26 protein-coding genes, 1 pseudogene and 1 riboswitch are annotated in these 26700 nt (G+C 47.8%); of the genes and pseudogenes, 24 read left to right on the forward strand and 3 right to left on the reverse strand.

Translation table 11 applies throughout. The features are described from left to right. Positions 1-111 precede the first annotated feature (111 nt). Positions 112-1074 (reverse strand): DMT family transporter, encoded by a 963-nt coding sequence (locus tag DHAF_RS08280; protein WP_015943579.1) that lies wholly within the window; start codon positions 1072-1074, stop codon positions 112-114. A 139-nt stretch (positions 1075-1213) separates the two neighbouring features. Beyond that, positions 1214-1363, reverse strand: a riboswitch (FMN riboswitch). A gap of 283 nt (positions 1364-1646) precedes the next feature. Between DHAF_RS08280 and DHAF_RS08285 the strand changes: the two genes are divergently transcribed. The 16 genes and pseudogenes from DHAF_RS08285 to DHAF_RS08360 all read left to right on the forward strand — a co-directional run bounded on the left by DHAF_RS08285 (position 1647) and on the right by DHAF_RS08360 (position 17980). Further along, on the forward strand, positions 1647-2255 hold the full coding sequence (locus DHAF_RS08285) for a D-Ala-D-Ala dipeptidase VanX-I (RefSeq protein WP_015943580.1): 609 nt from the start codon (positions 1647-1649) through the stop codon (positions 2253-2255). 161 nt (positions 2256-2416) lie between these two features. Continuing rightward, complete coding sequence (locus DHAF_RS08290; protein ID WP_242659991.1) at positions 2417-3772, forward strand: UDP-N-acetylmuramoyl-tripeptide--D-alanyl-D-alanine ligase; 1356 nt, start codon at positions 2417-2419, stop codon at positions 3770-3772. A gap of 80 nt (positions 3773-3852) precedes the next feature. Further along, on the forward strand, positions 3853-4683 hold the full coding sequence (vanW, locus tag DHAF_RS08295; protein WP_015943582.1) for a glycopeptide resistance accessory protein VanW: 831 nt from the start codon (positions 3853-3855) through the stop codon (positions 4681-4683). 13 nt (positions 4684-4696) lie between these two features. After that, positions 4697-5722: a D-alanine--(R)-lactate ligase VanI gene (vanI, locus tag DHAF_RS08300; protein WP_015943583.1), complete on the forward strand. Its 1026-nt coding sequence runs from the start codon at positions 4697-4699 to the stop codon at positions 5720-5722. Between the two features lie 197 nt (positions 5723-5919). Further along, a complete protein-coding gene (gene vanR / locus DHAF_RS08305; protein ID WP_015943584.1) occupies positions 5920-6618 on the forward strand; it encodes a VanR-ABDEGLN family response regulator transcription factor in 699 nt (232 codons plus the stop codon). After that, a complete protein-coding gene (vanS, locus tag DHAF_RS08310) occupies positions 6596-7741 on the forward strand; it encodes a vancomycin resistance histidine kinase VanS (RefSeq protein WP_018305055.1) in 1146 nt (381 codons plus the stop codon). Before vanR ends, vanS begins: the two co-directional genes overlap by 23 nt. Before the next feature lie 315 nt (positions 7742-8056). Next, a complete protein-coding gene (locus DHAF_RS08315) occupies positions 8057-8929 on the forward strand; it encodes a carbohydrate ABC transporter permease (RefSeq protein ID WP_005809508.1) in 873 nt (290 codons plus the stop codon). Positions 8930-8953: 24 nt separating this feature from the next. Beyond that, positions 8954-9838, forward strand: coding sequence for a carbohydrate ABC transporter permease (locus tag DHAF_RS08320; RefSeq protein WP_005809506.1), 885 nt, complete (start codon positions 8954-8956; stop codon positions 9836-9838). A gap of 93 nt (positions 9839-9931) precedes the next feature. Further along, entirely contained in the window at positions 9932-11098 is a 1167-nt protein-coding gene (locus DHAF_RS08325; RefSeq protein WP_015943586.1) for an efflux RND transporter periplasmic adaptor subunit, read from the forward strand. Next, positions 11095-12525 carry an ABC transporter permease gene (locus tag DHAF_RS08330; RefSeq protein ID WP_015943587.1) on the forward strand — a complete coding sequence of 477 codons (1431 nt, stop codon included), beginning with the start codon at positions 11095-11097 and terminating at the stop codon, positions 12523-12525. The genes DHAF_RS08325 and DHAF_RS08330 overlap by 4 nt, the downstream gene beginning before the upstream one ends. Beyond that, on the forward strand, positions 12494-13615 hold the full coding sequence (locus DHAF_RS08335; RefSeq protein ID WP_015943588.1) for an ABC transporter ATP-binding protein: 1122 nt from the start codon (positions 12494-12496) through the stop codon (positions 13613-13615). The genes DHAF_RS08330 and DHAF_RS08335 overlap by 32 nt, the downstream gene beginning before the upstream one ends. Positions 13616-13633: 18 nt before the next feature. Then, positions 13634-15013 (forward strand): ABC transporter substrate-binding protein, encoded by a 1380-nt coding sequence (locus DHAF_RS08340; protein WP_015943589.1) that lies wholly within the window; start codon positions 13634-13636, stop codon positions 15011-15013. Positions 15014-15242: 229 nt separating this feature from the next. After that, positions 15243-15944, forward strand: a complete 702-nt coding sequence (locus DHAF_RS08345) for a response regulator transcription factor (RefSeq protein WP_015943590.1) — start codon at positions 15243-15245, stop codon at positions 15942-15944. Then, positions 15941-16999, forward strand: coding sequence for a sensor histidine kinase (locus DHAF_RS08350; protein ID WP_015943591.1), 1059 nt, complete (start codon positions 15941-15943; stop codon positions 16997-16999). The genes DHAF_RS08345 and DHAF_RS08350 overlap by 4 nt, the downstream gene beginning before the upstream one ends. A gap of 42 nt (positions 17000-17041) precedes the next feature. Beyond that, positions 17042-17436 (forward strand): annotated as a pseudogene (lepB, locus tag DHAF_RS08355) (signal peptidase I). Between the two features lie 217 nt (positions 17437-17653). Continuing rightward, positions 17654-17980: a hypothetical protein gene (locus DHAF_RS08360; RefSeq protein WP_015943593.1), complete on the forward strand. Its 327-nt coding sequence runs from the start codon at positions 17654-17656 to the stop codon at positions 17978-17980. Between the two features lie 100 nt (positions 17981-18080). Here DHAF_RS08360 and DHAF_RS08365 read toward each other — a convergent pair whose 3' ends face one another. Next, a complete protein-coding gene (locus tag DHAF_RS08365; RefSeq protein WP_005809494.1) occupies positions 18081-18503 on the reverse strand; it encodes a hypothetical protein in 423 nt (140 codons plus the stop codon). Between the two features lie 262 nt (positions 18504-18765). Here DHAF_RS08365 and DHAF_RS08370 point away from each other — a divergent pair, with 262 nt between their 5' ends. The 8 genes from DHAF_RS08370 to DHAF_RS08405 all read left to right on the forward strand — a co-directional run bounded on the left by DHAF_RS08370 (position 18766) and on the right by DHAF_RS08405 (position 24314). Beyond that, positions 18766-19086, forward strand: a complete 321-nt coding sequence (locus tag DHAF_RS08370) for a PadR family transcriptional regulator (RefSeq protein ID WP_005809492.1) — start codon at positions 18766-18768, stop codon at positions 19084-19086. Next, positions 19086-20474, forward strand: a complete 1389-nt coding sequence (locus tag DHAF_RS08375; RefSeq protein WP_005809491.1) for a DUF2812 domain-containing protein — start codon at positions 19086-19088, stop codon at positions 20472-20474. The genes DHAF_RS08370 and DHAF_RS08375 overlap by 1 nt, the downstream gene beginning before the upstream one ends. Before the next feature lie 320 nt (positions 20475-20794). Further along, positions 20795-21118: a PadR family transcriptional regulator gene (locus DHAF_RS08380; protein WP_005809489.1), complete on the forward strand. Its 324-nt coding sequence runs from the start codon at positions 20795-20797 to the stop codon at positions 21116-21118. Beyond that, complete coding sequence (locus DHAF_RS08385) at positions 21118-21465, forward strand: DUF1048 domain-containing protein (RefSeq protein WP_015943594.1); 348 nt, start codon at positions 21118-21120, stop codon at positions 21463-21465. The genes DHAF_RS08380 and DHAF_RS08385 overlap by 1 nt, the downstream gene beginning before the upstream one ends. A 9-nt stretch (positions 21466-21474) precedes the next feature. Next, the gene (locus DHAF_RS08390; protein ID WP_005809485.1) at positions 21475-21825 is read left to right on the forward strand and encodes a DUF1048 domain-containing protein; all 351 of its coding nucleotides are present in this window, start codon (positions 21475-21477) and stop codon (positions 21823-21825) included. Between the two features lie 15 nt (positions 21826-21840). After that, on the forward strand, positions 21841-22602 hold the full coding sequence (locus DHAF_RS08395; protein ID WP_005809483.1) for an ABC transporter ATP-binding protein: 762 nt from the start codon (positions 21841-21843) through the stop codon (positions 22600-22602). Continuing rightward, positions 22599-23354, forward strand: a complete 756-nt coding sequence (locus DHAF_RS08400) for an ABC transporter permease (RefSeq protein WP_015943595.1) — start codon at positions 22599-22601, stop codon at positions 23352-23354. Before DHAF_RS08395 ends, DHAF_RS08400 begins: the two co-directional genes overlap by 4 nt. 249 nt (positions 23355-23603) lie before the next feature. Beyond that, the gene (locus tag DHAF_RS08405; RefSeq protein WP_015943596.1) at positions 23604-24314 is read left to right on the forward strand and encodes a TVP38/TMEM64 family protein; all 711 of its coding nucleotides are present in this window, start codon (positions 23604-23606) and stop codon (positions 24312-24314) included. 80 nt (positions 24315-24394) lie between these two features. Here the strand turns inward: DHAF_RS08405 and DHAF_RS08410 are convergent, their stop codons facing one another. Then, positions 24395-26257: an MDR family MFS transporter gene (locus DHAF_RS08410; RefSeq protein ID WP_005809478.1), complete on the reverse strand. Its 1863-nt coding sequence runs from the start codon at positions 26255-26257 to the stop codon at positions 24395-24397. Positions 26258-26700 lie beyond the last annotated feature (443 nt).

The following is a 26700-nucleotide window of genomic DNA, read 5'->3' on the forward strand; positions in this document are numbered from 1 at the left end:
ACTAAAGACTGCCGCCAAAGCCCATCAAGGCTTAGGCGGCAGTCTTTGTGTCCTTAAAGAAATGGTATTTGTTTAGCTCAGGCTTCGGCATAAGGTATAAGGCATAAAGTGCTATAAACCGGCCAGGTTGGCTCTTTCGGAAGTTTTCACCGCAGACTTAGGGTCATTAGGCATCCGCGATAACTGCAGCACCACCAGCCAGACGATGGCAAAGCCCAGCCATTGCCCTAAATCGATGGTTTGGTGGAGGATCAGCCAGTTTACAAGCAGGCCGGTGGCCGGGAAAGCCAGTTCGGCAATGGTGGCATGGGAAGCCCGGACGCCGTTCAGGCCGCGGTAATAGAGCAAGAGGCTTAAAAGGCTGGGCACCAGGGTCTGGTACAACAGGTTGGCCCAGACCGGAGCCAGATGGAGACTTTGACCGAGGTCGGCCCAGTTGGGCTGCTGTACCAGGACAATGATGGTTAAGAGCGGCAGCGCGACAGCAAATCTCAGGGCAGTCAAGGTGGTGAAGGATAATTTTCCGATCAAACGCTTGCCCATGACGGTGGATCCACCCCAGAGGGCGGCTGCTCCGATGGCACATAAGGAACCGAGCAGCTGTGCCAAGCTGACTCCGGAAGTTGGCAGGTGCAGGCCGAAAGTAAGCAGGTAGGCGCCGATCAGGGCCACAACAAACAGGGCATAGAAATCTTTTCTCATCCGTTCCTTAAGCATCCAGGAGGCGAGAAGAATAACAAAAATGGGCTGAACTTTCTGCAGGAGAAGGACCACATTGGGATTGCCATAAGTAAATCCGGCGGTGAACAGAATGGAGGCCAAAGCTGAGCCGCCCCAGCCGATAAATAAGACAGCCAGCCAGTCTCCGCCATTGAGTTGTTTCAGCTCCTGACGCTTCCAGATGAGCACAGGTGCGGCAAATAAGAACAGTAACAGGTGCTCTAACCAGACGATTTGTGAAGATGACACATGTTGCAATAAGGATACGATGAAGACCCCGTCCAGGCCCCACATGGCCGCCCCCAGTGCGATGAGCCAGATACTCCGATTGGATGCTTGCTTTGATTGTTGCATTGATAAATCCCCCAATAGTAAATGTGTAGAGAATAAAACCCTCAGATCAGAAAGAACAAAAATGCCTCGAGGAAATGGTGTTCCTCGAGGCATAAACATACAAACATAACAAACATAAGGCCACTTGGCCTAAGCTGGTTTGTACCTTCTCCCATCCGGACTATACCGTCGGCCTTGGAGTCTCACCAAGTCAGTCGGTGCAGCACTGGCGCTACACTGAGTTGCGGGCTGAATTGCACGGGCAATCATTACCGCCGGTCGGGAATTTCACCCTACCTCGAAGGTTCGTATTCATCTAAAAAGAGTATAGCACATTGTTGACTTCAGTGGTAGATGCCTTAATAAACCCTTAAGATAGGGTGATTTTCTCCTTAATCTGAATCTCCGGATATGGAAATAAGGAAATCTTAAGAAATCCATAAGTTAAAATTCCAACATCGCCTGCCTGATTTCGCTAAGATGAAAATGTCGAATCGGACAGGTTTTTATATTCCTGGAAGGGGGTCTCGGATAAAAGCAAAGAAAAATGTCAATATGAAAGGATGAATCGTGTCGTTGAAAGGAGAAAGACCATGAAAAGTGATTTTGTCTTTGTGGACGAGTTGGTATCAGGAATACGTTGGGATGCTAAATACGCCACCTGGGATAATTTTACCGGCAAACCGGTGGACGGCTATGCAGCCAATCGAATTGTCGGTACGAGAGCGTTGTGCGCGGCCTTGGAAAAAGCACGGGAAAACGCCGCATCCTTGGGCTTTGGCTTGCTTCTTTGGGATGGTTACCGCCCTCAATGCGCCGTAGATTGCTTTCTGCGCTGGTCTAAACAGCCGGAAGATGGCCGGACGAAACAGAAACACTATCCGAATATTGACCGATCCGAGATCATCGAAAAAGGATATGTGGCTGCCAAGTCGGGCCACAGCCGGGGCAGCGCCATTGATTTAACCCTTTATCATTTAGCTTCCGGAACACTTGTGCCCATGGGCGGTGATTTTGATTTGATGGATTCAGTCTCACATCATGGCGCACATGGAATCAGCCAAGCCGAAGCGAGAAACCGTCAATATCTTTGTTCGATCATGGAGGCCAGCGGTTTTGTTTCCTACGCTTGCGAGTGGTGGCATTACAGCCTGAAACACGAACCTTATCCCAACACTTACTTTGATTTTCTCATCGCCTAGCTGAGCCGGAGCTCAGCGTGCGGCGGCATCTGGGAATGCCGGCGGAAGTGAGCATAAGACCTGGCGGAATACATACAGTGTAAAACATGCTGTTCCGCTAGTGCAAAACCGGAAATAGCAATCTTGACGACGAGAGCTGTGAGGTGCTTTTTGCAATGGAAATGACAGTACGCGAAATCGTTGCCGCCTGCGGCGGAAAATTACTCTGCGGGGACCCGGATACGATGGTGACCTCGGTGGTGACCGACAGCCGGAAAGTGACCGACGGTTCCCTGTTTGTCCCCCTCAAAGGCGAAAAGGCGGACGCCCACACCTTTCTGCACGCCGCATTCGCCTCGGGTGCAGCCGCGGCACTGACCCAGGAGCATATGCGGATGGAGGCGGAAGAAGCCTGGATCGCGGTGGATTCGACTCAGCTGGCGCTCCAGCAGATTGCCGCCGCCTATCGGCAGAGATTTTCCATCCCTGTCGTCGGGATCACAGGGAGCGCCGGGAAGACGACGACGAAAGAAATGACCGCACTGGCACTTTCCGCAGGATACAAGGTGATGAAGACGGGAGGAAACCATAACAGCCAGATCGGACTGCCCCTGATGATGTTTCAGTTTTCCTGGGAACACGAAGCGGCGGTGGTGGAGATGGGGATAAGCGATTTCGGCGAAATGGCGCGCCTGGCTCAGGTCGCCGAGCCGAAGTACGCCGTCATGACCAACCTCGGCATTACTCACATCGGCCAGCTCAAAACCCAGGGGAACATCCTGCGGGAGAAGCTGCACATCACCGACCGGTTCACTCAGGGTTCCGTTCTGTTTTTAAACGGGGACGATCCGATGCTGGCCGGACTCCGCGGCAAGACAGGGTATGAGACCGTTTTTTATGGCAGGTTGCCTTGGTGTGATTTTCGCGCGGAGGGGATTACGGTTCAAGAGGAAACCACCGCTTTCCGCTGCCTTGCTCCGGGGAGCGAGAGCGTGGAGGTGACCCTGCCGGTACTGGGAATGCACCATGTTCTGGATGCCCTGGCCGCTCTGGCCGTGGCGGAGCGGCTGGGCGTGCCTCTGAAACGGGCCGCCGCCGCACTCAGGGATTACCGCCCCCTGGCCATGCGCCAGCAGATTTACCATGTCAATGAGGTTGCCGTCATTGATGATTCCTACAACTCCAGTCCCGGCGCGGCCAAAAGCAGCCTGAGTGTTCTTGCGGGGTTCCGGGCCGGCCGCAGAGTAGCCGTGCTGGCGGATATGCTGGAACTGGGGGAGTATTCCCGGCAGGCGCATTTTGAAGTCGGCGTCTGCGCTGCGGAAAACGGAGTGGATATTTTACTCACCGTCGGTCAGGAGGCGAAAGCCGTGGCCGAGGGTGCCCGCTCCGTCCGGGCCGGGATCGACTGCCGCGTTTTGGACAATAACTATCAGGCCGCTGAGGAGTTGAAATCCTTTCTGTCTCCCGGTGACGCAGTTCTGGTCAAAGGCTCCCGCGGCATGCATACGGAGGAGATCGTCCGCGCCCTGCTTTAGCTTCCCGTTAACCGGGCTTTCCAGCTGTACTTAAAACGGCGGTAGGGTGGTGAAACCATATTCCTGAAAGGGGTCTCGACATGAAAAGAAAAAGATTGACTCAGTTATTCCCATTCCTGCTGCCGGTCCGCAGGATACAACGGAAATTATGCTTCTATACCAAGATGTACCTTGACCGGAACCACTATGCCAAAGCAAAGGCTCCAGAGTTTTTGCCTTTTTGCATTTATGAAACCAAGTCGAAGCTTCTCAATGAAAATACCGGCATGGATATAAAATACCAGGAGAACAAGGTGTTTAATCTGCGCCTTGCTGCGGAGCCCGTCAATGGCCTATTGATCCGCCCTGGCGAAACATTTTCATTTTGGCAGCGGGTGAGATATGCCGAGAAAAATGAGCGGTATAAGGACGGTCTATGCGTGGTCAATGACGAATTGGTTACGGTTCCGGGAGGCGGTTTGTGTCATCTCAGCAATTTGCTGTTTTGGCTCTTTCTGCATACTCCCCTCACGATTGTCGAACGGCATGCTCATGAGATTAAAGATTTTCCTTCTCCCGATGAGGATGAACCGGATGGTGTGGACGCGACAATCCACGAAGGGTGGTTGGATTTAAAGGTCAAAAACGATACCAATCTTACCTTCCAAATTGAACTATCCATTGATGGGCCTTACATCTATGGCCGTATTTTTATGGATCAGGCTAAAGGGTATAGTTACGAGGTTGTTAATCGTGATAAGCGCTTTCTCCAAAAAGAGGGAAAAATATTTGAGCGGGTTTCCGTTTGCCGGCAGGTGATCGACAACAAATCCAAGCAAGTTATTTCCGAAAATATGCTTTATACGGATGTATTTGAAATCGGGTATCCGCTTCCGGAAGGAACTGCTATCGCAGAGGAAAAGGAAATTTGAAAGGAGAAAGCTTATGAGTAAGTTGAAAATCGCAATTATCTTCGGAGGCTGTTCCGAAGAACATCCCGTCTCCGTTAAATCTGCTGGGGAGGTGGCCAAAAACCTGGATCTCGAAAAGTATGAACCCTTCTATATCGGGATTACGAAAGATGGGGTTTGGCAGCTTTGTCACTACCCTGAGGCCAATTGGGAAAAGGGCAGTTGCCGTCCGGCTATCCTGTCACCGGACAGAAGCGTCCAGGGATTGCTTGTTCTGGAGCAGGGGCAATACCAAAGGATCCCCTTGGATCTGGTGTTTCCCGTTCTGCATGGCAAATTTGGCGAGGATGGCGCGATACAGGGTTTGTTGGAGCTTTCCGGCATCCCCTATGTGGGCTGCGATATCCCGAGTTCGGCTCTGTGCATGGACAAATCCCTGGCTTATATCGTCGCTGGAAAGGCAGGAATTGCCACGCCAAAGTTCCGGACGGTCACTGCGAAGGAGACTATTGACGCCGAACGGCTTGCTTATCCCGTTTATGTCAAGCCGGCCCGTTCGGGTTCATCCTTCGGCGTCACTAAGGTATGCCGCCAAGAAGAATTGCTGAGTGCGGTGGAAATCGCCAGACAGTATGACTCGAAGGTGCTGATTGAAGAGGCTGTCGTCGGCAGCGAGGTAGGCTGTGCGATATTTGGAAACGATCTGGATTTGATGGCCGGTGAGGTCGATCAGATCTGTCTGTCTCATGGCTTTTTCAGAATCCATCAGGAGAATGAGCCGGAAAAGGGTTCCGAAAACTCAACACTAATCGTTCCCGCCGACATTTCCCCAGAGGCGCGCTCGCGGGTTCAGGAGACGGCAAAAGCCATCTATCGCGCTTTGGGCTGCAGGGGACTGGCGCGGGTGGATATGTTTCTGAAAGAAGATGGAACAGTAATCCTCAACGAGGTGAATACTTTGCCCGGCATGACCTCATACAGCCGTTTTCCGAGAATGATGGCGGCCGCAGGCTTGCCCTTTGCCGAAGTGATCGACCGGCTTGTCTCGTTGGCCTTTTAATTTCCCCATCACCTGATTGAGCAGGACAAGAAAATTGCCAAAGGGACAGTTTGCCGATAGGGTGGGCTGTCCCTTATCGGTATGGTGATATTCAGAAAATCTTAAGATTTTCATAAGCAAAAAGCTGCAAAATGGATTTTTGGCTTTGCGGTATAATAATATGGGGTTATATACTTAAAAGAAAGAAGTTGACGCTTTTGGCTGCCAATATTTTGATTGTTGATGATGAACAAGCTATTGCCGATTTGGTGGAAGTTTATCTGAAAAATGAGAACTATAATCTCTTTAAATTTTATAACGGCAAGGATGCCCTTGACTGTATTGCCAAGGAAAAGCTGGATCTGGCCATTTTGGATGTCATGCTCCCTGATGTAGACGGTTTTTCAATCTGTCGGCAAATCCGGGAAAAGCATAATTTTCCGGTGATCATGCTGACAGCCAAGGAAGAGGAAATCGATAAGATTACCGGGCTGACCTTAGGCGCGGACGACTATATCACCAAGCCGTTCCGCCCCTTGGAGCTGATTGCCCGCGTCAAGGCGCAGCTGCGGAGATTTACCAAATATAATTCTTCAGAGCCAAACCAAGAGGAACACGTGATTGCCTTTTCCGGCTTGGTCTTAGACATGAATACCCATGAATGTACCTTGAATGAAAAAAAACTATCCCTCACGCCTACGGAGTTTTCCATTCTTTGGGTCCTTTGCTCCAACCGCGGCCGGGTAGTCAGTTCGGAAGAATTGTTCAATGAGGTATGGGGAGACAAATATTTTACCAACAGCAATAATACGGTCATGGTTCATATCCGGCATTTAAGGGAAAAAATGCAGGACAGCACGGAACATCCTAAATATATCAAAACGGTATGGGGGGTTGGCTATAAAATTGAAAAGTGAGCGGGATAAAAGAAGGAATGATTATACAAAGTTAAAAAGGGAATTATTTCTTCGCATGCTCTTGATTGTTTTTGCCACGGCTGCAACAGTTATCTTCCTGCGTTTTGTCATTCAAAAAAACTTCAGTGTGGGCGATAGCATAGTCCGCTTTTTAATGACTGCGTTTGATTTGCGCGAAAACGTTGCGGTATTAATTTATCGGTCTGTATTTTACAGTAATATAGAAATTATTACCTTTATTGTGATTCTTGTCTTCGTAGTTATTTTGCTTAACTTATCGACTTCCTGGTTTACTAAATATTTTGATGAAGTCAGTGCCGGAATGGATAAACTTGTTGAGGAATCCGCCGCTGAAATAGCCTTATCACCGGAATTGGATTTTATGGAAAATAAGCTGAATCAGATCAAAAACAATCTGGAAAAACAAAAGAAAGCCGCCCTGGAGGCCGAGCAGCGCAAAAATGATTTAGTCGTTTATTTGGCTCATGATATCAAGACACCTCTGACCTCCGTAATCGGCTACTTAAGTCTTCTCGATGAAGCACCTGATATGCCTCCGGAACAAAAGGCAAAATATGTGGGTATTACCTTGGAAAAGGCTTATCGATTAGAAGAATTGATCAATGAGTTTTTTGAGATCACCAGATTTAATTTGCAAACGATTGTCTTGAATAAAGAAAAAATCAATTTACAGTTCATGCTCCAGCAGCTGGCCGATGAATTCTATCCCATGCTGGCTCCCCAGGCCAAGCAGGTGTCCGTCAATGTGCCTGACGGCCTCACTCTATGGGGAGATGCCGACAAACTGGCCCGTGTATTCAATAACATTCTGAAAAACGCCATCGCTTACAGCTATGAAAACAGCGTCATTGACATTGCTGCCGGGCAGCAGGACAAGACTATGGTGATAACGTTTACGAATCAGGGAGACCCCATCCCGCAGAAAAAGCTGGAAACTATTTTTGAGAAATTTTACCGCTTAGATTCCGCACGTTCCACAAACACCGGCGGAGCAGGACTGGGTTTAGCTATTGCCCAAGAAATTGTCAAGGCTCACGACGGCACGATCTCTGTGGAAAGCAACCCGGAAAATACGACATTTACAGTAAAAATTCCATTATAACAATAAGAAAACCTTAAGAAGTCCATAAGCTGGAAGTCCTATAGCTCCTTGTTCTGTGGTTAAGTACAGAATGAGGAGCTGTTTTATATGTCCGAGCAGTACAATATTACCGACGCGTTGGCAGTGTATGACAGCTTAAGAAAAGAATAAGTACTTCATAAGCACTTCTTAAGATTTTGCTAAGTTAAAATTCCAACATCGTCTGCCTGATCTCGGTAAGATGAACTTGCCCAATCGAACGGGCTTTGATATTCAGGAAAGGGGTCTCGGATATGGAAAGAAAAAGAATGACTCAGCTGGTTTAGGGTGGTCAGGATGAAAACTGGAAAATTAAAAACGAATAACGGCGGTCTGGCCTGGTTTTTCCTGGGGCCCAGCCTGCTGGGCTTTGCTCTTTTTTATTTGCTCCCCTTTGTCACCGGCTTTTACTATTCCCTGGTAGACAGTCCCCTTAACGGTACGTTTGTCGGACTACATAATTACGGCGCTTTGTTAAAAAAACCAAGCTTCTTAGCAGCTCTGGCCAATACAGCCAAGTTTACTTTAATCTGTGTACCCCTTAATCTGATGCTCTCCCTGGGAGCGGCCATGTTATTGAACCAAAAATTACCGGGCCGGAACCTGTTCCGCACCATTATGATCACGCCTTTGGTGGTACCCGTGGCCTCGGTGGTTTTGGTGTGGCAGGCATTCTTTGATTTGAACGGCGTTTTAAATTCTCTGATCCATGCCCTGGGTCACCCGTCTGTGGACTGGATGAAAACCAACTGGTCCAGAGTGGTGGTCCTGGTGATTTATCTATGGAAAAACATCGGTTACAGCGTCATTCTGTTTCTGGCCGGATTGCAGAATATACCGGCTGAATACTACGAAGCGGCCAGGATCGACGGGGCCAGCCGCTATCAGGAGTTTTTTCGCATAACCCTGGTCTATTTGACCCCCACGACTTTTTTTGTTTTTGTCATCTCGATGATCAATTCCTTTAAAGTGTTCCGGGAGACGTATCTTATCTCCGGAGATTATCCCCATAACAGCATCTATATGCTGCAGCACTACATGAACAATATGTTTATGGCTTTGGATTATCAGAAATTGACTTCTGCGGCCTTTATTATGGCTGCCTTTATCGTGGCCGTCGTTTTATTGCTTTTTATCGTGGAGAGAAAGATCACCAATATGATTAATTAGACCCGGCGAGAGGGGGGTGTGTGTTTGAAGGGTAACCACCGGATCAGAAATCTGATCCATTTTGCAATTTTGCTGGTACTGGCTGTCCTGCTGATGTTTCCCCTGGCTGTAACCGTCACCAATTCCTTGATGAGTGAACAGGAAATCGCCGCTCATTATAACCCGGTGACGGACAAAAATTTAAGCAGCTATCAGGAGGACAGCGGGGATCACTTTGCCCGGTTCCAGCTGATCCCCGAGGTGGTGGTGCTGAAGCAGTATTATAACGTACTCATCAAAAAGACCCAGTTTCTGTTCATGTTCTGGAATTCTGTGCTGCTCACCTTCCCCATTGTCATCGGGCAAACGATGGTGGCAACCCTGGCGGCCTATGCCTTTGCCAAACTGAAGTTCAGGGGCAGGAATTTCCTGTTTTTTTTGTATATCATCGTGATGCTGATGCCCTTCCAGGTCACGCTTGTGCCCAATTATTTAATGGCCGGCCAGCTGGGCCTGCTTAACAGCCATTGGTCCATTATCCTGCCCGGCATCTTCAGCACTTTTGGCGTATTTCTCTTAAAACAGTATATGGAGCAAATACCGGACTCCTATCTTGAAGCGGCCCGGGTGGACGGAGCCAGCCAGTTCCAGATTTTTCTCAAAATCATTCTGCCCATGTCCAGGGGCGGTATAGCAGCCATGGCCATCCTTGTGTTTATCGATAACTGGAACATGGTGGAGCAGCCCTTGATTTTTTTACAGGATGCGGCCAAACAGCCTCTTTCCCTCTATCTTTCCAGAATCATCGACGGTGAAAAAGGATTGGCCTTTGCCGCGTCCGTTTTATATATGCTGCCGGCGCTGCTGAACTTCCTTTATGCCGAAAAATACTTGCTGGAAGGAATCCGGCTCTCCGGAATCAAAGGCTGAGCAAGGAAGGCCTTGCTATATAAATTCTTGCACACTTACTCTACAAGGGCTATTGTGTTGCCGCTGCACTAGTCCAGGAAGGGAGACAGGAAATTGGGGAATGAAGCAATCGCAGGTGATGGGCAAAGAAAAAAGTTGATCGGAAAGCTGAGCCTGCTCTTCCTAATGACAATGATCGGGTTAACATTCTTCTCCAATACCATCAATAACTTTGCTCTGCCCAGGGTCCAGACGGTCCGGCCCACCAACGGGGCGTTAATCAAAGAAATATTCGGGGAAGGGACGGTGGAGGTCAAATCAACCCGGGAGGAATATGCAGATGCCAATTTGCGGGTCAAGGAGGTCAGGGTGGAGCAGGGGGACAGGGTCAGCAAAGGCCGGACCATCATCATCCTGGACGTGGACGGTCTGAAGTCGGATTATCAGGATGAACAGGCCCGCTACCGGCAGCTCCAGCTGTCCCTGGCCGGAGCCCAGGCAGAGCAGGCGCAAAAACAAAGAGATTACGATAATCTGAAGGTCCTGTTTGATCATGAAGCCGAAACGGCGGTAAACCTGGAAAATGCCGCCAGGAACCTGGCGGACGCGCAAAGGCACTGTGAGGATATTCAGCTTAATCTGGAAATACAGGCCAGAAAGGTGGCTGCTCTGGCCCAACAGGTGGCCAACAACGGCGTGTATACAGCGCCTGTGGACGGCCTGATCACAGAACTGAATTTCCCTGCAGGGTCGATGACCAATAGCTCCCTGCCTCTGTTTAAATTGGCTGACCTGGGGCAGGGGTTCCGGCTGATCGTGCCCATTGACAAGGATTTGCTTGATTATGTCAAACCCGGAGATACGGTGAGTGTGAATATGCTCTCCCTGGGGGATCAGAAAACCGAGGGGACAATCGACAGGATCGTGGAAAACAGCCGTCATAACGGCGAGGAGAAGGATCTGTGGATCGACGTCTCTCTGGAAGGCCTGAGCGGCGGCGAAAAGGGAGAAATCTATTTAAGCAAAAAAACCAAGCCTTACGATACCCTCGTACCGAACAGCGCGGTTTATGACGACAGCAGCGGCTCCTATGTCTTCGTTCTGGAATCAAGAAAAGGGCCTTTAGGGACGGAGAACTATCTGCAAAAAGTAAACGTCAATGTGGAAGACAGGGATCGTGAAATGTCTGCGCTTACAGATATGGTGATGGGTGAAGTGGTGTGGCAAAGCAATAAACCGGTGGAGGACGGGGACAGGGTTCTAAAGGAGGGGGCAAATTGAAACCGGCTCAATTGAAACAGGATAAATCAGCCTACCCGGCCTATCTTGTTCTGGCCCTGGGTCTATTGGTCTTAACCTGGAGCACTCTTCTGGGGTCATCCCTGCCTGCTCAATTGGCGGATCTTGGCGGCCTGCACAAAACCGGCAAAATCACCGCCACTTGGCTGGGCGGCTCCCATCAGCCGGAAGAAGGGTCCTTTTCCCTGCAAGATCTGAGGCAGCTTAGCCAATACAGCCTCCGGGACTACGATCTGGCTTACGCCATGGAAGCTTCAACTTCTGCCGCTTATCAAAAGAATCAGAGCCCGGCCCAGGTGCTGGGGGTGAATGACCGGTATGCTCAATTCCAGCAAATCAACATGCGTTCAGGCAATTTTTTAACCTTCGAACAGGAAAACCAGCAGGTGGCCGTCATTGATGAAGAGCTGGCCCAGGCACTTTTTCAGAACGGCAATGTGGTGGGCCTGGAGATAGAACTGTATGGCCGGGAATTTAAGATAGTCGGGGTGGCCGGGAATGACCGTTTTCTGATCGGGACTCTGACGGACCGGGGCTACGGCACTTTGTACATACCGGCGAAAAAACTGTTGGAACTGGAAGCGGATGCCCGCATAACCTCATTGGCAGTGGCAACCAAGGATGCCGGTACCACAGGCCGCAATACCGCCGTTTTGGCCTCGGCCCTGGCCTCCATCGGCCAGGACACGGCCAACTACAAAATCATCGATTATAATCTGGCGGGTCTCCTGATGGAACAAGGGAATCAGCTGCGCCATTTTGGGGCGGGGACGGTGGCCATGGTGATGCTTTTCAGCTTGCTCAGGCGAAAAATAAAGGGTATTGATCATTTCTGCCGCCTGAGACTCCGGGATAACTATTGGTGGGAGATGATCAAGGGGGACGCCGTCAGGCTTGTGTTTGGTATAGCGGCGGTATCGGCCCTTGCTGCCGTGCTGCTGCTGGTCTGGAAATCAATCAGCTTTAGCTTATATATTCCGCCGCAGAACATTCCCAATGAACTGATTGATGTTTCATTTTGGGCCGACCTCATTAAGAAGGGGATTGAAACCAGGCAGCAAAGCGCCGGCTATGCAGCGCCGCCCGGAGAAGTTCAGCTGAATGTCCTTAATACCATCCAGAACTGGAACTTGTTTTTAAACATCTTTCTGGGTTGGCCGCTGTTCTTGCTGGGACTCTACCAGACCCAGCTGTTGCAGGAAAAGCTGCTCAAAGTGGAAGTGTTCTGCAGTATTTTCCTGCTGGCCGCCTTAAGCCTGGGTACTGCCTTGCTATGGCTCATCAAAATGCCCCTTGTCATGGAGACCGGGGAGGTGTTGCTGGTATTCAGCTCTGTATTTTTAACCGTGGTTACTTTTATTGATAGGAGGGCAGCAGATGGCGGGTTTACATCTGAAAAATTTAGCTAAGACCTACCCCGGCGGGGTTGCGGCAGTCAGGGATTTCTCTCTGGAAATCAAGGATCAGGAATTTTTAATCCTGGTAGGTCCCTCCGGCTGTGGCAAAACAACCGTTTTAAGGATGATAGCCGGGCTGGAGGAGATTTCAGCCGGTGAATTATATATTGACGACCGGCTGGTTAATGAGGTGGCCGCCAAGGACCGGGATATCGCCATGGTTTTTCAAAATTACGCTCTTTATCCCCATCTGTCGGTCTATGACAATATGGCTTTTGGACTTAAGTTGAGAAAACTGCCCAAGGTCGAGATCAGGAAAAATGTAGAGGAAGCGGCCAGGATTCTGGGACTTGAAGCTCTGCTTCAGCGCAAACCCAAGGAACTTTCCGGCGGGCAAAGGCAAAGGGTGGCCCTGGGGCGGGCCATTGTCAGGAAACCCAAGGTTTTCTTGATGGATGAGCCGTTGTCCAACCTGGATGCCCAGCTGAGAACCCAGATGAGAATAGAAATTGCCAAACTTCACAAAAATCTGCAGACAACCTTTGTTTATGTAACCCATGATCAAACCGAAGCCATGACCATGGGCACCAGAATCGTGGTGATGAAGGACGGCCTGATCCAGCAAATCGACAGCCCCCAAGCCATCTATGACCATCCGGTCAATATGTTTGTGGCCGGTTTTCTAGGCAGCCCGGGGATGAACTTTCTGGAAGTTTTGATGATCGAGGAAAAGGGCTGTATTTATGCCAAGCTGGCCGACGCCCTGCTGCCTGTTCCTGCTGCCGGGGGACAAAGATTAAAAGAGCAGGGGTATCTGGACCGGAAAGTGGTCCTGGGGATCAGAGCGGAACATCTCTGGGGCAGCGGAGATTTTGGGGACCGTCATTCCGAGTGGGCATTGGAGGGAAGGCTGGAGTTCAGCGAATTGAGAGGGGCTGAGACTTACCATTATGTAAGGATCGCCGGCAGGGAGGTGGTTGTCAGGGTGAGTCCGGAGCTGCGCGCCGCAACCGGACAGGAAGTCAGGGTAGGTTTTAATATGGCCAAGGCCCATTTTTTCGATCAGGAAAATGGGGTGAATATCTGTATTCTGAATAATTAAAGGAAAAGGGGTGTTTTAATGATCAAAAATAAATGCGGAGTTATTCTAAGCCTGGTTCTGATCCTGGGCATAGGGGTATTTACTGTCGGCTGCGGCAATACTCAGGCTGCCGGGGGAGCAAATGATCCTAATTCCCTGACCATTGCGGTGGTGAGCAAAGATACGTACCTGGATACGGCGGTAAAAAAGTTTGCAGAACTTCATCCCGGCGTTAGGGTGGAAGTGAAAGAATACACTTCCAGTACTTCGGAAAAAGGTGAAGGTGTCAGGGCGGCGGAGTCCGGGGATATTGAAAAATATGTCACGGCTATGAATACCCAGCTCATGTCCGGCCAGGGCAGCGATATTATTTTATTGAACAACCTGCCCTATCAGACCTATGCGGATAAGAATCTTTTAGTTGATTTGGGCGGGCTGATGCAGTCGGATCAAAGCTTCGACAGGGGCAAGTACTACCAGAATATTTTCAAGGCTTTAGAGTACAAAGATAAACTCTATGGGCTGCCGGTTAATATCAGCATCGATATGATTGCCGCCGATCAAACCTTACTGGCTGATTCCCAGGTGTCAATCGACGACAGCAACTGGGATTGGCAGGATTTTGTCAGGACGGCGGAAAAGATCATGAACGACAAGCAAAACGGGGAAACCCAGGGGATGTATGCCTTGGCCGGGATGGATGAAAAAAGACTGATTGGGACGCTGGTTAAAGAAAACTATGATAAACTGGTCGATCCGGAGAAGAAGACTGCCAATTTTACCGGTCAGGAATTTCTTGATTTACTTTCCTTAAGTAAATATCTGATTGACCACAAACTGGTGAATACGGATACGGCCCAGACCAACATTATGGACATGGCCGCCCGGGGTAAACTTGTTTTTAATTTCACTTCTCTGCAAGGGTTTTGGGCTTTGCAAACGACCAAGGCGATTTTCAGCGAGGGTGTTCAGCTTTTAAAGCCCCCCGGAAACGTGTCCTTTGCCACGGATTCCCTGTATGGGATCAGCAGTCAATCGGCCCATCAGGTACTGGCCTGGGAATTTTTGAAATTTTTGGTCTCTGATGAGATGATGACTCAGGGAGGACTGCCGATTAATAAGAGTGTGCTTCCCCAGGTTGCCCAGAATTTCACCCAGGCTATCCAAACAAGAGGTGGGAAAATGATGATCAAGGACGACGGCATTCCCGGTCAATCAATAACACTGCAACCCCCCACCCAGGAGGATGTGGATTATCTGGAAAACCTGCTCAGTCAAGCGAAGGTCTACATCGGAACGGACCAGAAGATTATTGCCATTGTTCAGGAAGAAACCGCGGCCTTCTTTACAGGACAGAAGACAGCGGAGGTGACTGCCCAATTGATTCAGGACAGGGTGAGCACCTACTTAAATGAATGAACGCCAAAGAGCACCGAGCAGTTCGGTGCTCTTAGTTTAAAAGGCGAGTTTATCAAATTTTCATAAATTCCATAGCAATTTTTCACTTTTGCCAAGGTGGCAGTTTATTTCTGGCTGTAATAATTAAGAATGTAAATTCTGCAGCTCGATTACGTCTTTTTGCCTGTTTGTCGCGAGCTTGTTCTATTTTAGAAAAAAGGACATGCTAACCTAAGGGAGGGGTGTCTGGATGACAAAAGAAAAAATTCTGATCGCCGACGATGAGGTGGAGCTTGCGGAACTGGTCAAAGACTTTTTAAGCGACGAACAGTATGAGGCTTTGGTCGCCAGGGATGGTCATGAGGCCCTGGAGCTGTTCAGGATGAACCAGCCCCAGCTGGTGATTCTGGATATCATGATGCCCGGCCTTGATGGGATGGAGGTCTGCCGGAGGATCCGCGCCGAATCCAATGTCCCCATCATCATGTTAAGCGCGAAAAAGGCCGAGGTGGATAAAATCCTCGGCTTGGGACTGGGGGCGGACGACTATATTGTCAAGCCCTTCAGCCCCGGTGAAGTGGTGGCCAGGGTGAAGGCTCAATTGCGCAGATTCAAGATGAGCGCTGTTCCCGAGCCCAAAACCCGGCTCTTGTCATACAGCGGTCTGGAAATTGATGTGCAGGGGTATGAGGCGGCCTTGGCCGGCCGTCCTCTGGAGCTGACCACCAAAGAATTCGAATTGCTGCGGTTTCTGGCCCTGCACCCCAATCAGGTCTTGACCCGGGAGCAAATTTTTGCCAATGTTTGGGGGTTTAATGAAAGCGGTGATTTAAATACCGTGACCGTCCACATTAAGAAACTGAGAGAAAAAATCGAATCGGACCTCGCCAATCCCACATTTATCAAAACCGTTTGGGGCGTGGGCTACAAGTTCAGTGGAGGGGCAAAATGAAGCTGGATATCCGGGTGAAATTCATCCTGTCCTTTTTTGTTATCCTCTTGATTCCGGTGTTAATGACTCCGGCGGCAGTTGGCAGTAATTTGGATGCCGGCGGGCAAGATATATCTTTACGAATTGTCATAATAGGGATACCCTTTGTGGGTTACTTTGCAGTCTTATCCTGGTATCTGACCAGGAATTATCTGCTCCCGCTGCAACAATTGCTGGAAGCTACCCAAAAGATTGCCGAGGGGAATCTGGATTTTTCTATCTCTTATCAAAAAGAAAATGAAATGGGTGCCTTATGTGAGGCTTTTGACCTGATGCGGCAGAACTTAAAGGCTTCCCTGGAACAGCAAAATCATTTGAATCATTCCCGCCAAGAGCTGATTGCCAGCATTTCTCATGATTTGAGGACTCCGCTGTCCTCCATCAGGGGCTATGTGGAAGGTTTGCCGAAAGCGGTCCATGATCCAGAGAAGCTGAACCGCTATCTGAGTGTGCTTAAAAATAAAACCGCGTTGCTGGATACTTTGATTGAAAGGCTCTTTGAGTATTCCCAGCTGGACATGGACGATTCCCAAGGGGCCTTCTGCCTCTGGGATGCCAAGGAAATGCTGGAATCCATCCTTGCCCCTGTGGAACTGGAATTTGCGGATCAGCTGGTTCAACTGCTGCTGGCCAGACCGTTTCCCTCGGTGCCCATTGAGGCCAATCCGGACCAGATCGCCCAGGTGTTTGATAATTTAATCAGCAACGCCAGGCGATATCTGGGGGAAAAAGGAACCATAGCCATTGCAGCCAAGGTGGAGGGGGCTGATTTGCATATTTCCGTAACGGATGATGGGACAGGCATAGCACCGGAAGATTTGCCCCATGTGTTTGACCAATTTTACCGGGCGGAAAAATCCCGCTCCAGGAGCTTCGGGGGAGCGGGGCTGGGCCTGGCCATCTGCCAAAAGATCATCGAAAACCATGGAGGGGAAATATGGGCGGAAAGCGAAGTGGGGGTTGGGACCCGCTTCAGCCTCAGGCTGCCTGTTCTCACCCAGAATGATTGTGACTAAAAACGACTTTGGAGCAGCAGCTTCTAAAATGAGGTGACTAACATGGAAAACGCAAAAAATCTCAAACCCGCCGGCAAAAGCACGGCCCGCAGCATCCTGGAATGGGTCGGGGTTATAGTTATCGCTTTTGCTTTATCCTGGCTGATTCGCACCTTTGTCATCGAACCCCGTTATGTTCCCAGCGGCTCCATGCTGCCGACGATTCAGCTTCAGGACCGGCTTATCGTGGATAAGTTCTTTTTCAAGTATTTCGATGAGCTTCATCCGGGAGATGTCATTGTCTTCCACCCGCCAAGCGAAGCCCATGCTTCCGATGATTTTATCAAGCGCCTGATCGCTCTGCCCGGGAATGGGGATTTTTGCCCATCGACAGCATCACGGGCAGAACCCTTTTCCGCTATTGGCCTTTTGAACGTTTCGGGACTCTGGCCCGCTAAGTGAGTGACCATTGATTTGAATGCCCGGGAGGTCATAAAAGGCCGACACTTATTGAGCTGACCAGCAAAGAGTTTGAATTGTAAATACAAGTGATCTAAAATAAAAATGTATCGCTCCGGCGCGGCTGGTTGTATGAGAAGGTATGGGAAAATGCCTAGAAAAGCCGTCACGGAAAATAAATACGTCATTTATTATGGGGTATGAAAGGAGAACGTTATGTTAGGAGCAGATTGGCTGAATATAGGGAGCTTGGTGTTTGGACTGATTGCCTGGGCGCTACCGGTGGTTATTCTCGCTCAGGGCAATAAGGCCAAGGCAAGGAATCGGGTTGCATTTTGCGCCGCAGCAAGCCTCAGTGCCTGTGCTATCGCCTTGTGGATGCAAATTCTCTATACCGATCATCTGGTAAAAATAGAGGATTGGTCGGCACTTATGGATACTTCCTCCGCAGTGGCTTTGGTTGCAGGCTTACTTCTCACAGTTGCAATTGCACTTAATGCCATTACTTTTATTGTATATCGTGGAAAACAATTAAAAGACTGAGTAACGCCGATTACCGGTTAAAGTATGCAGGGCAAGGCTACTACTTCAACCACATTAAACGAGGGGATGTTGTTGTTTCCAGGCGTTCGGTCATAAGGAGCTAGCGGGCGATTGGATCCATTCCCAATACTTCTTCAGTGGCCTTATCGACATAAACAGCTATTGCGATACTTCCCCAGATATCATCTTCCATTTCAAAGACAACTTTAAGCGTATCCATTCCTTTAATATTTATTATCTCATCCGCTTTATAAACGTTATGATCATCGGTGTACTTGGTCTCGATTACTTGGGCGGTTTCCCATTCTTTGACTTTGGCTTCTTGATTTTTTAGCCATTGAAAGGCTGTATTTCTGATTTTTGTTTTGTCGATCTGATCCTGATCTGAGGCTGTTGGATTCTGGCTTGCATCGGCTTGACTCTGGATTGCTGGATCAACAGTACTATTTTTGGCCGGTGTACACCCTGTGATTCCGGTGAAAACAAGCAATCCTGTCAGAGCGAGTACGAAAATTAATTTCATTGGAGCACCTTCCTTACTTTAGTTATTAGATTAGACGGACATTACTAAAAGGATCTCTCTTGATAATAGCTGGTAAATAAATCCTGGAATAGAAACAGGGATAAGGTATATTCCAGAAGATTTATGGGATAGATTGCTATCGACATATTGTATGGATTCCAGCTTTGGAGGCACTGCTTTTAATATCTTGACAATATCGATATTCGATGTTATCCTGTTGGTAAACTATATCGATATTCGATATTTATGAAGGAATGATGACATGGCCAGAGAAAAATATCAGACATTAACAGAGCAAATGTTTTATATCCTTATTTGCCTGAAAAATGAGGCCTGTGGTGTCGATATTATGAAAATGGCCGCAGAGCTTACCGACGGCAGAGTGCTCATTGGCCCTGGAACCCTATACAGCTTATTGGATAACTTTGTCAAGGAAAAAATGATTATAGAGACGAAAACGGAGAATCGAAAAAAAAGCTATATCATTACTAATCTTGGTGAAGAAATGCTTGAAAAGGAATATCGCCGACTAACAAAGCAGAAAAGTGATTACGAAGCACTCGTAAAAGGTGGTGGGCAGTGATGAAAGATAAAGTGAAAAAGGTAATAAATTTTAGATTTGACCGTTATAAGGACATAGAAATTAAACTGGAGAAACTGGCTGCCAAGGGGTTATTTCTGGAGGAGTGCGGTGCCTTTTTATGGACATTTCGCAAAGGAGAGCCGAAGAGTTTAAAATACACTGTTACATATTTTTCTGAGGGGTCAGTATTTAATCCCGATATTACGGATAATCAGCAAACATATTTCGATTATGCCAAGGCCGCCGGTTGGAATTTTGTAACTCAATTCAATCAAATGCAGATCTTTTACAGCGAAGCTGACAATCCTATACCATTTGAGACGGATGAAAAAGAGAAATTTGACAATATCAAACGATGTATGAGAAAGAGCTTTCTTCCATCGATAATGATTATGATGCTGGTTTGCGTGTTTAATTTGGTTGTGCAGTTTAATTCATTTCAATTGAATCCAATCGAGTTTCTGTCGGATCCCGGTCGATTGTTTTCTGCTGCCATGATTCTGGCGGTTGTCATTTATGAAGTGTATTTCTTGCTGGATTACTTGATTTGGTGTAAACGCTCAGAGCGCTCCATCGCCGGTGGCGGAGAATGTGTTGAAAATATCAGCATGGTGCGCAGAATAGTCCATATTATCTTTATGAGTTTTTTCTTAGCTGGCTTTGGTTACTTTTTGTATTACCTCGTTTTTAAAATAAGCTGGTTCGGTGTATTCCTATGCATCATACAAATGCCCATTCTGCTCATCGTATTTCGGTTGTCAATCAACTATTTGAAAATGAAAAAGGCATCGGCTGCGATCAATAAAGTGATATCGATTACTGTGCTGATCATTGCTGATTTTGTCTATCTCGCCTTCATTGTATTGTTCACGATTAAATTGGGCTTTAATATAGGTGCTGACTCGGATTATCGCACCGTTGTTTGGCCGGTTACCGCAACAACCAGCCATGAGTACAGGCTGTATAGGGATGATATCCCCCTCACCTGTGAAGCTTTATACGGTGATCTCGATTATGACTATTATTCCTATGAAAAAGAGATAAATAGCACATTGTTTCTTACCCAAAGCAATTACCGGCAAGATTCATTGCCTGCCAAAGACGCACCTCCGCGGCTCGTATACGATATCTTAGAACCGCAATTTAAGTTTATTTATCATCTCGCCAAGAATCACCTGCTTGAGATACCCCAGTGGCGAGATGATGAAAGCTATGAGCCCATTGACAATAAAATTTTCGGCACGGTAGAAGCTTATCAGCAGTATTATGATGATACGCCAACAGGTGAATACATTTTGCTTTTTGAGAAGAAAATTATTGTGCTAAATATGGAAGAACCGCCAACCACGAAACAAATTTCCATCATTAAAGAAAAATTACGAATTTAACTTTACCTGCCAGCGGAAATTGACCCCAACCCCCGCAAAGTTGCTCTTGGGCAGATTGCTGTGTACAAAAGAAGAGTCAGGAAAGGAATTTAGTAAGGGATTTTTGAGATACGAGGGTAGAACTTTGAATCTCAAAAATCCCTTTTTTTACACTATTAGAAAGCAACTTGCGCTATATACTTTCTAAGCATAAGGGCCAACCAGGACTTCGCCTCATTTGCCAGCAGATTACATAGACAATTACGCTATTCTGTGGTACTATATACTAGTAGTAAGTGATACCGAATACAAGTGATACAGAATAGTAAGGAGAGGTTACAATGGAGAACCTTACAGAAATGCTCAAAGGCGTACTGGAAGGCTGTGTGCTTGAGATCATCAGCCACGAGGAGATCTACGGCTATGAGATCACGCGGCGGCTGAATGCCCTTGGTTTTTCGGATGTTGTGGATGGAACAGTATATACCATCTTGGTGCGGCTTGAGAAAAACAAGTTGGTGGAAATTACGAAAAAGCCATCTGATATGGGGCCGCCGCGCAAGTTTTTTACACTCAACGACGCGGGGCGCAAAGAACTACGGAAGTTCTGGGAAAAATGGGAGTTCGTATCATCAAAACTTAACGAGTTGAAGGGAGAAATATAATGAATTTTTGGGAGAAAATTACGGGCAGCGACATGACTAAAGAATGGAAAGCTTTTGAATCGCGAGTCCAAAAACTGCCGGCTGATTATCAAGCGGCTTGGGAAAAAATCAGTTTGAATCTTTGGCCGCACTCAGATTTCACCGGTCGCAACCTCATGCCGATTCTTGACGGTGTGCTTGGCCTGCTCGAAGAAACGGCGGCGGAGGGTCAGCGTGTTCAAGAGGTTTTGGGTGACGATATCAAAGGCTTCTGTGCAGCGTTGGCCGGCGAAGAAGGGGCAAAGACTTATCGCGATAAGTGGCGTGAGCAGCTCAACCATAATATCGCTAAAAAATTAGGTAAATAGGAGGATACAATGAGAATACAGGATATCATCGAAGGCAAAAAAGAGTGGCGAGGGCACATGGCCCGTGTCAAAGCGCTCCCCCGAGATTATCAGATTGTTTATAAAGAGCTTCAAAAATATCTCTTTAAGGTAGGCCCTGTTGAGCTAACCGACGGGATGGGCTTACTCTCGGGGATTATCGATCTTTTTGAAGAAGGCGCGGCCTTGGGGAAAGGCGTACTGGAAGTGACAGGCAGGGACGTAGCAGCTTTCTGCGACGATCTGATCAAAGATTCAAAAACTTATGCCGATATCTATCAAGAATCTGCTGACCAAGAAGTTTGCAAGGCCATGAAAAAGGTTACGGATAAAACAAAGTAAAAGGGGGATATCGGGGTGGAAAAAGCGATTGAAGTGAAAGGTCTGCGGAAGTCCTTCAAGGACACGGAAGTCCTGAAAGGCGTGGATTTTGAAGTCCGGCGCGGCGAGATTTTCGCCCTGCTGGGCCCCAACGGGGCGGGCAAGACCACGGTGGTCAACATCCTTTCCACACTTCTGAAATCTGAGGTCGGAACCGCCAGCATCTGCGGCTTTGACGTTGCACGTCAGCCGGGAAAGGTGCGGGAAAATATCAGTCTGACCGGGCAGTTCGCCGCTGTGGATGAGATATTGACCGGGCTGGAAAACATTATCCTGATCGCAAAGCTAAGGGGTGTTCCCAAACCAGCCCAAGTTGCCGAGGAACTGCTCAAGCGTTTTGGGCTTTCTAACGCGGCAAACAAACGGGCGGATACGTATTCCGGAGGCATGAAGCGCAGGCTGGATATAGCAATGAGCCTTGTGGGAAAGCCCAACCTCATCTTCCTCGACGAGCCGACGACGGGGCTTGACCCGGAGGGGCGGCTTGAGGTCTGGAAAACCATTAAGGAGCTTGCCGGCAGCGGCGTGACGATTCTGCTCACAACGCAGTATCTGGATGAAGCGGAACAGCTTGCCGACAAAATCGCGATTCTGAACGAGGGCAAAATTATCGCTAACGGAACCCTTGAAGAACTCAAAAAGCTGTTCCCGCCTGCCCAAAAAGAATATATCGAAAAACAACCGACACTGGAGGAGATTTTCCTCGCAATCATCGGTAAAGGAAGGCAAACAAAATGAAAAACAATACAGTCGTACTGACCGGGCGCTTAATGAAGCACATATTGCGCAGCCCGGACACGATTATCACGGTTGCGTTAACGCCGATTGCGATGATGCTGATGTTTGTCTATGTGTTCGGCGGCGCGGTAAGAATGAGCATGGGCGCTGATGTGAATTATGTTAATTACCAACTGCCCGGCATTCTGTTGATTGCTATCGCGTCCGGCATAGCTTACACTGCCTTTCGGTTGTTTATGGATATGCAGAAAGGGCTTTTCTCGCGGTTCAATTCCATGCCGATCAGTCGTTCGTCGGTGCTGTGGAGTCATGTGCTGACCTCTCTGGTGTCCAACATGCTTACCGTCGTTATTATTATCCTCGTTGCGCTGATTATGGGCTTCCGTTCAAACGCGGGCATACTTAACTGGCTCGCGGCAGCGGGAATACTCGCACTATACACGCTTGCGCTGACATGGATCGCGGTCATTCCGGGGCTCACGGCAAAATCGATGGAGGGCGCGTCCTCGTTCTCATATCTACTGCTCTTCCTGCCCTTTCTCAGTTCAGCTTTTGTGCCGACTGAAACGATGCCCAAAGTCGTCCGTGTTTTTGCAGAGAATCAGCCTGTAACGTCTATCGTGGAAACAATACGCGTTTTGCTGAATGCTGAACCCGTCGGAAACGATATCTGGATAGCCCTGGCGTGGTGTGTCGGTATCATAGTTGTTGCTTACCTATTCGCGATGAGGGCGTATCGAAGCAGGATATGAAAATCAGACTAGCGGAGCTATGGAAGCATTTGAACAGCCGGTCATAAGAGCGACTACTAAAAATGCTGTATAAAGCTAAAAATCTTTCCGGCAGATCTATCGGCCGGTCTTTTTTATTGCTGTTTTTTGTTATTAAGAAATACTTAAAGAATAAAGTGAGGGTTTCTTAAGACTTTTTTTATTAATTCTTAAATTCTATAGCTCATAATGAATCCATCGACAATATGAAAAGGTCAACAAGGAGGCTAAATGGGCTATATGAATCAGTCTAAGGATAGAATAAAATTTTGGGTTTACTTGCTGGCAGTGATTGCCGGACTCATAGGGATAGTTGTTTACTTGAAATCAAGCGGTATCTTAAATTATATGTCCACTGCTGAAGAATTTAAGAACTATATTGAGGGGTACGGAGAAAAAGCTTATTTAGCGTTCTTTATTCTTCAATTAATATCGGTTATTATTGCCCCAATACCCAGCAATGTAAGTGCTGTAGTAGGTGGAACAGTATTTGGTATGATGGGTTCATTTTTGATCAGTATGCTGGCAATCCTCATTGGTTCTTCCATAGTGTTTATGCTTGGCAAAAAATTCGGAAGAACCTTTGTGGAGAGGTTCGTAAGTCCTAAAGTTTTAGATAAGTACGAACAGTATTTTTCATCCAGGAAGGGAGAACTGCTGCTCATAGTACTATTATTTCTGCCCTTTTTCCCCGATGATGCTATGGGCTTCGTAGCCGGACTCAGCAAGATAAGTTTAGGAAGATATGTAGTCATCATGCTGCTGACAAGGCCTTGGGAAATACTGGCCGCCTCAGCCCTGGGTTCCTTTAATATAGCAATGCCCTTGTGGGGGTGGGGAGTCATGGCTTTGGTTATTATTGGTATAGCTAAAAATAGTGACAAACTGGAAAAGAGGCTGGTTGCCGCTGTTCAAGGAGTTAAAAATTCAGGCAGGTGTTAAGTAATTAAAAAACACAAAGGCATTGATAAACTCTGGAATAAGGCGTTCAGCGATACCTTTGTGTTTTTTATAGTCCGATCTCAATCTTCGCCACCCAATGGCAACCGGGTCATCAAAGCCCGCATAATATCGCCTCTGCTGATCGTACCAATGAGGATGTCGTTTTGAGTTACAGGAAGTTTGTTTATCTTACGTCTGCTGAATATCTCACAGACTTCAAGAAGCGGTGTGTCATGTGAAACGGCAATAGCATTTGGGGAAGCGATCTCCATGACATTCATGCTTAACAGCTTTCTCGCTTTGGAGTTAAGAGTGTCCGTATCGGGAATAACGGCTGAATAGAATTCGGCGACAAATCGTAGGTCTTGTTTGGTGAAATACCGCATAACATCGCCGTCCGAAACAAATCCGATTAAGTGTTTCTGCGCATCAATAATCGGCAATCCGCTTGTTTTGTAACCTATGAACTTTTCGACAACCTGCTTCAGATTATCATCACAGGAAACCGTGTAAGGGTCGGCTCTCATAGCTATATCAAGTTCGTAAACGGCTTCGGTGACGGCTGCGACGGTTTTTTTCCTGTTTTTTACCTTGACGGCTACCAAAATAAGCGCAACAAGCCCGATAACGACGCTTAACCAGTAAGTCATGCTAATACCGTACATCTGTGACTGTATTTCCCCTTTTGCGGCATATACCGAAGAGGCGAACGACATTACGGAGACCATGACTGCAGTGCAAAGGGTTGTGGCAACTTGACGAAGGGTGATTCCGACGGCGTTCCCATGGTGGAGAATTTCATCCGGCAGCTTCTTTATAGACCACATATTGATGGGGGTGTTGGCTAGCATAAGCCCGACGGAGCGCAAGGTGTAAGCGGCTGTCATAAACCCAATTGTCGTATCAAAATCAAATAATGCCATGCCTAAAGAACCGAGAAGCAGCAAAAACCCGCCGAAAAGTCCGACATATCTTGCGCCGAAGGCATCGTAGAGCTTTCCTGCAAAATAGCCAAATACAGCTCCCAAAATTGCACCCGGCATCATGACCATACCCGAAACGGTGGCGGACATTCCCCGTACGGTTTGGATGTAGATCGGCAAGGTAATGGTTGCTGCGGCGAGGGAAGCCTGGATAAGCATTAAAATTATCGTACCGTTGCGGTATTGAGCATTGCCAAGGACTTTAATCTGCAAGAAGGGTTGCGTAAGGCTTAATTGCCTGCGGACAAACAGAAACAGAATCACGACCCCAGCGAGAACTAAAGCGGAAGCGGTTAAAATCATGGATATATTCCCTAACAGGGAAAAACCGTACAATAAGGCCAATAAGCCGAGGGAAGCCATCGTGAAGGATGGTTTATCAAGGGTTGTTTGTTTTACATCACCGTAATTTTTCATGATCAGCGAGGCCAGCAATATTATCGCCCCTGCAAGCACCGCCATGACAAGGAACATAATCCGCCAACCGACTTTATCGGTAAGCACTCCTGCCAAGACAGGTCCAATGGCAGGCGCAACCATAATGACCAAGCTGTACATGCCCATAGCTGAGCCGCGTTTTTCGTGGGGGAACAAGAGAAGTATTATGGTCATGGACAGCGGCATCATGATCCCCGCGCATATGGCTTGCAGTAAACGCCCTATGAGCAAAACAGTAAAATTCACTCCCCAGGAGGCCAGCAGGCTCCCGGCGAGAAACAGGACAAAAATAGAGAGGAAGAGTTGTTTCGTCCGGAATCTATCCATTAAAAATGCGGATATGGCGATAACGATGGCGTTGACGAGGGTAAATCCTGATACGAGCCACTGGGCTGTCGTTGCTTCAATGTGGAGTTCTTCCATAATCGTCGGCAAGGCAGGATTAATGAGAGTTTGGTTAAGTACGGAAATAAATGCGCCGAGCATTAGAACTACAGCGGTTATTTTTGCTTGTTTGTTCATGTATAAAAGCGACCTTTCTACAGATATTAATTATGATATTGGCACACCAATTACACAATCTATCATTATACTCTGAATTACTCGATAGCTCAATCTGTAATTTTCAGAATATCTGCCCCGTTGCCTACCGGTTTGCCCCGGAAGGCAATGGGGTTTTTAATGTAAGCGCGTTTATCAAATTATGGGCAGGCTTAGTCATATGTAAAATCATCGAAAACCATGGAGGAGAAATATGGCCGGAAAGCGAAATGGGTGTAAGGACGCGCTTTCGAATATCGTCGTGAAGTATGCTGACAAACAATGTTCTGATGCCGATAACCGGACTGATTACAGCACAGCTTGCTTTGGCAGAACAGCTTTCAGAAATGCAATGGCTAAGCTGCCTGGTTATACTTATAGGTTAGTGATAACTAATTTGGGGATTTTTTAATAGGAGAGGAAAG

It is taken from the genome of Desulfitobacterium hafniense DCB-2 (genome assembly GCF_000021925.1).
GTDB classification, from domain to species: domain Bacteria; phylum Bacillota; class Desulfitobacteriia; order Desulfitobacteriales; family Desulfitobacteriaceae; genus Desulfitobacterium; species Desulfitobacterium hafniense.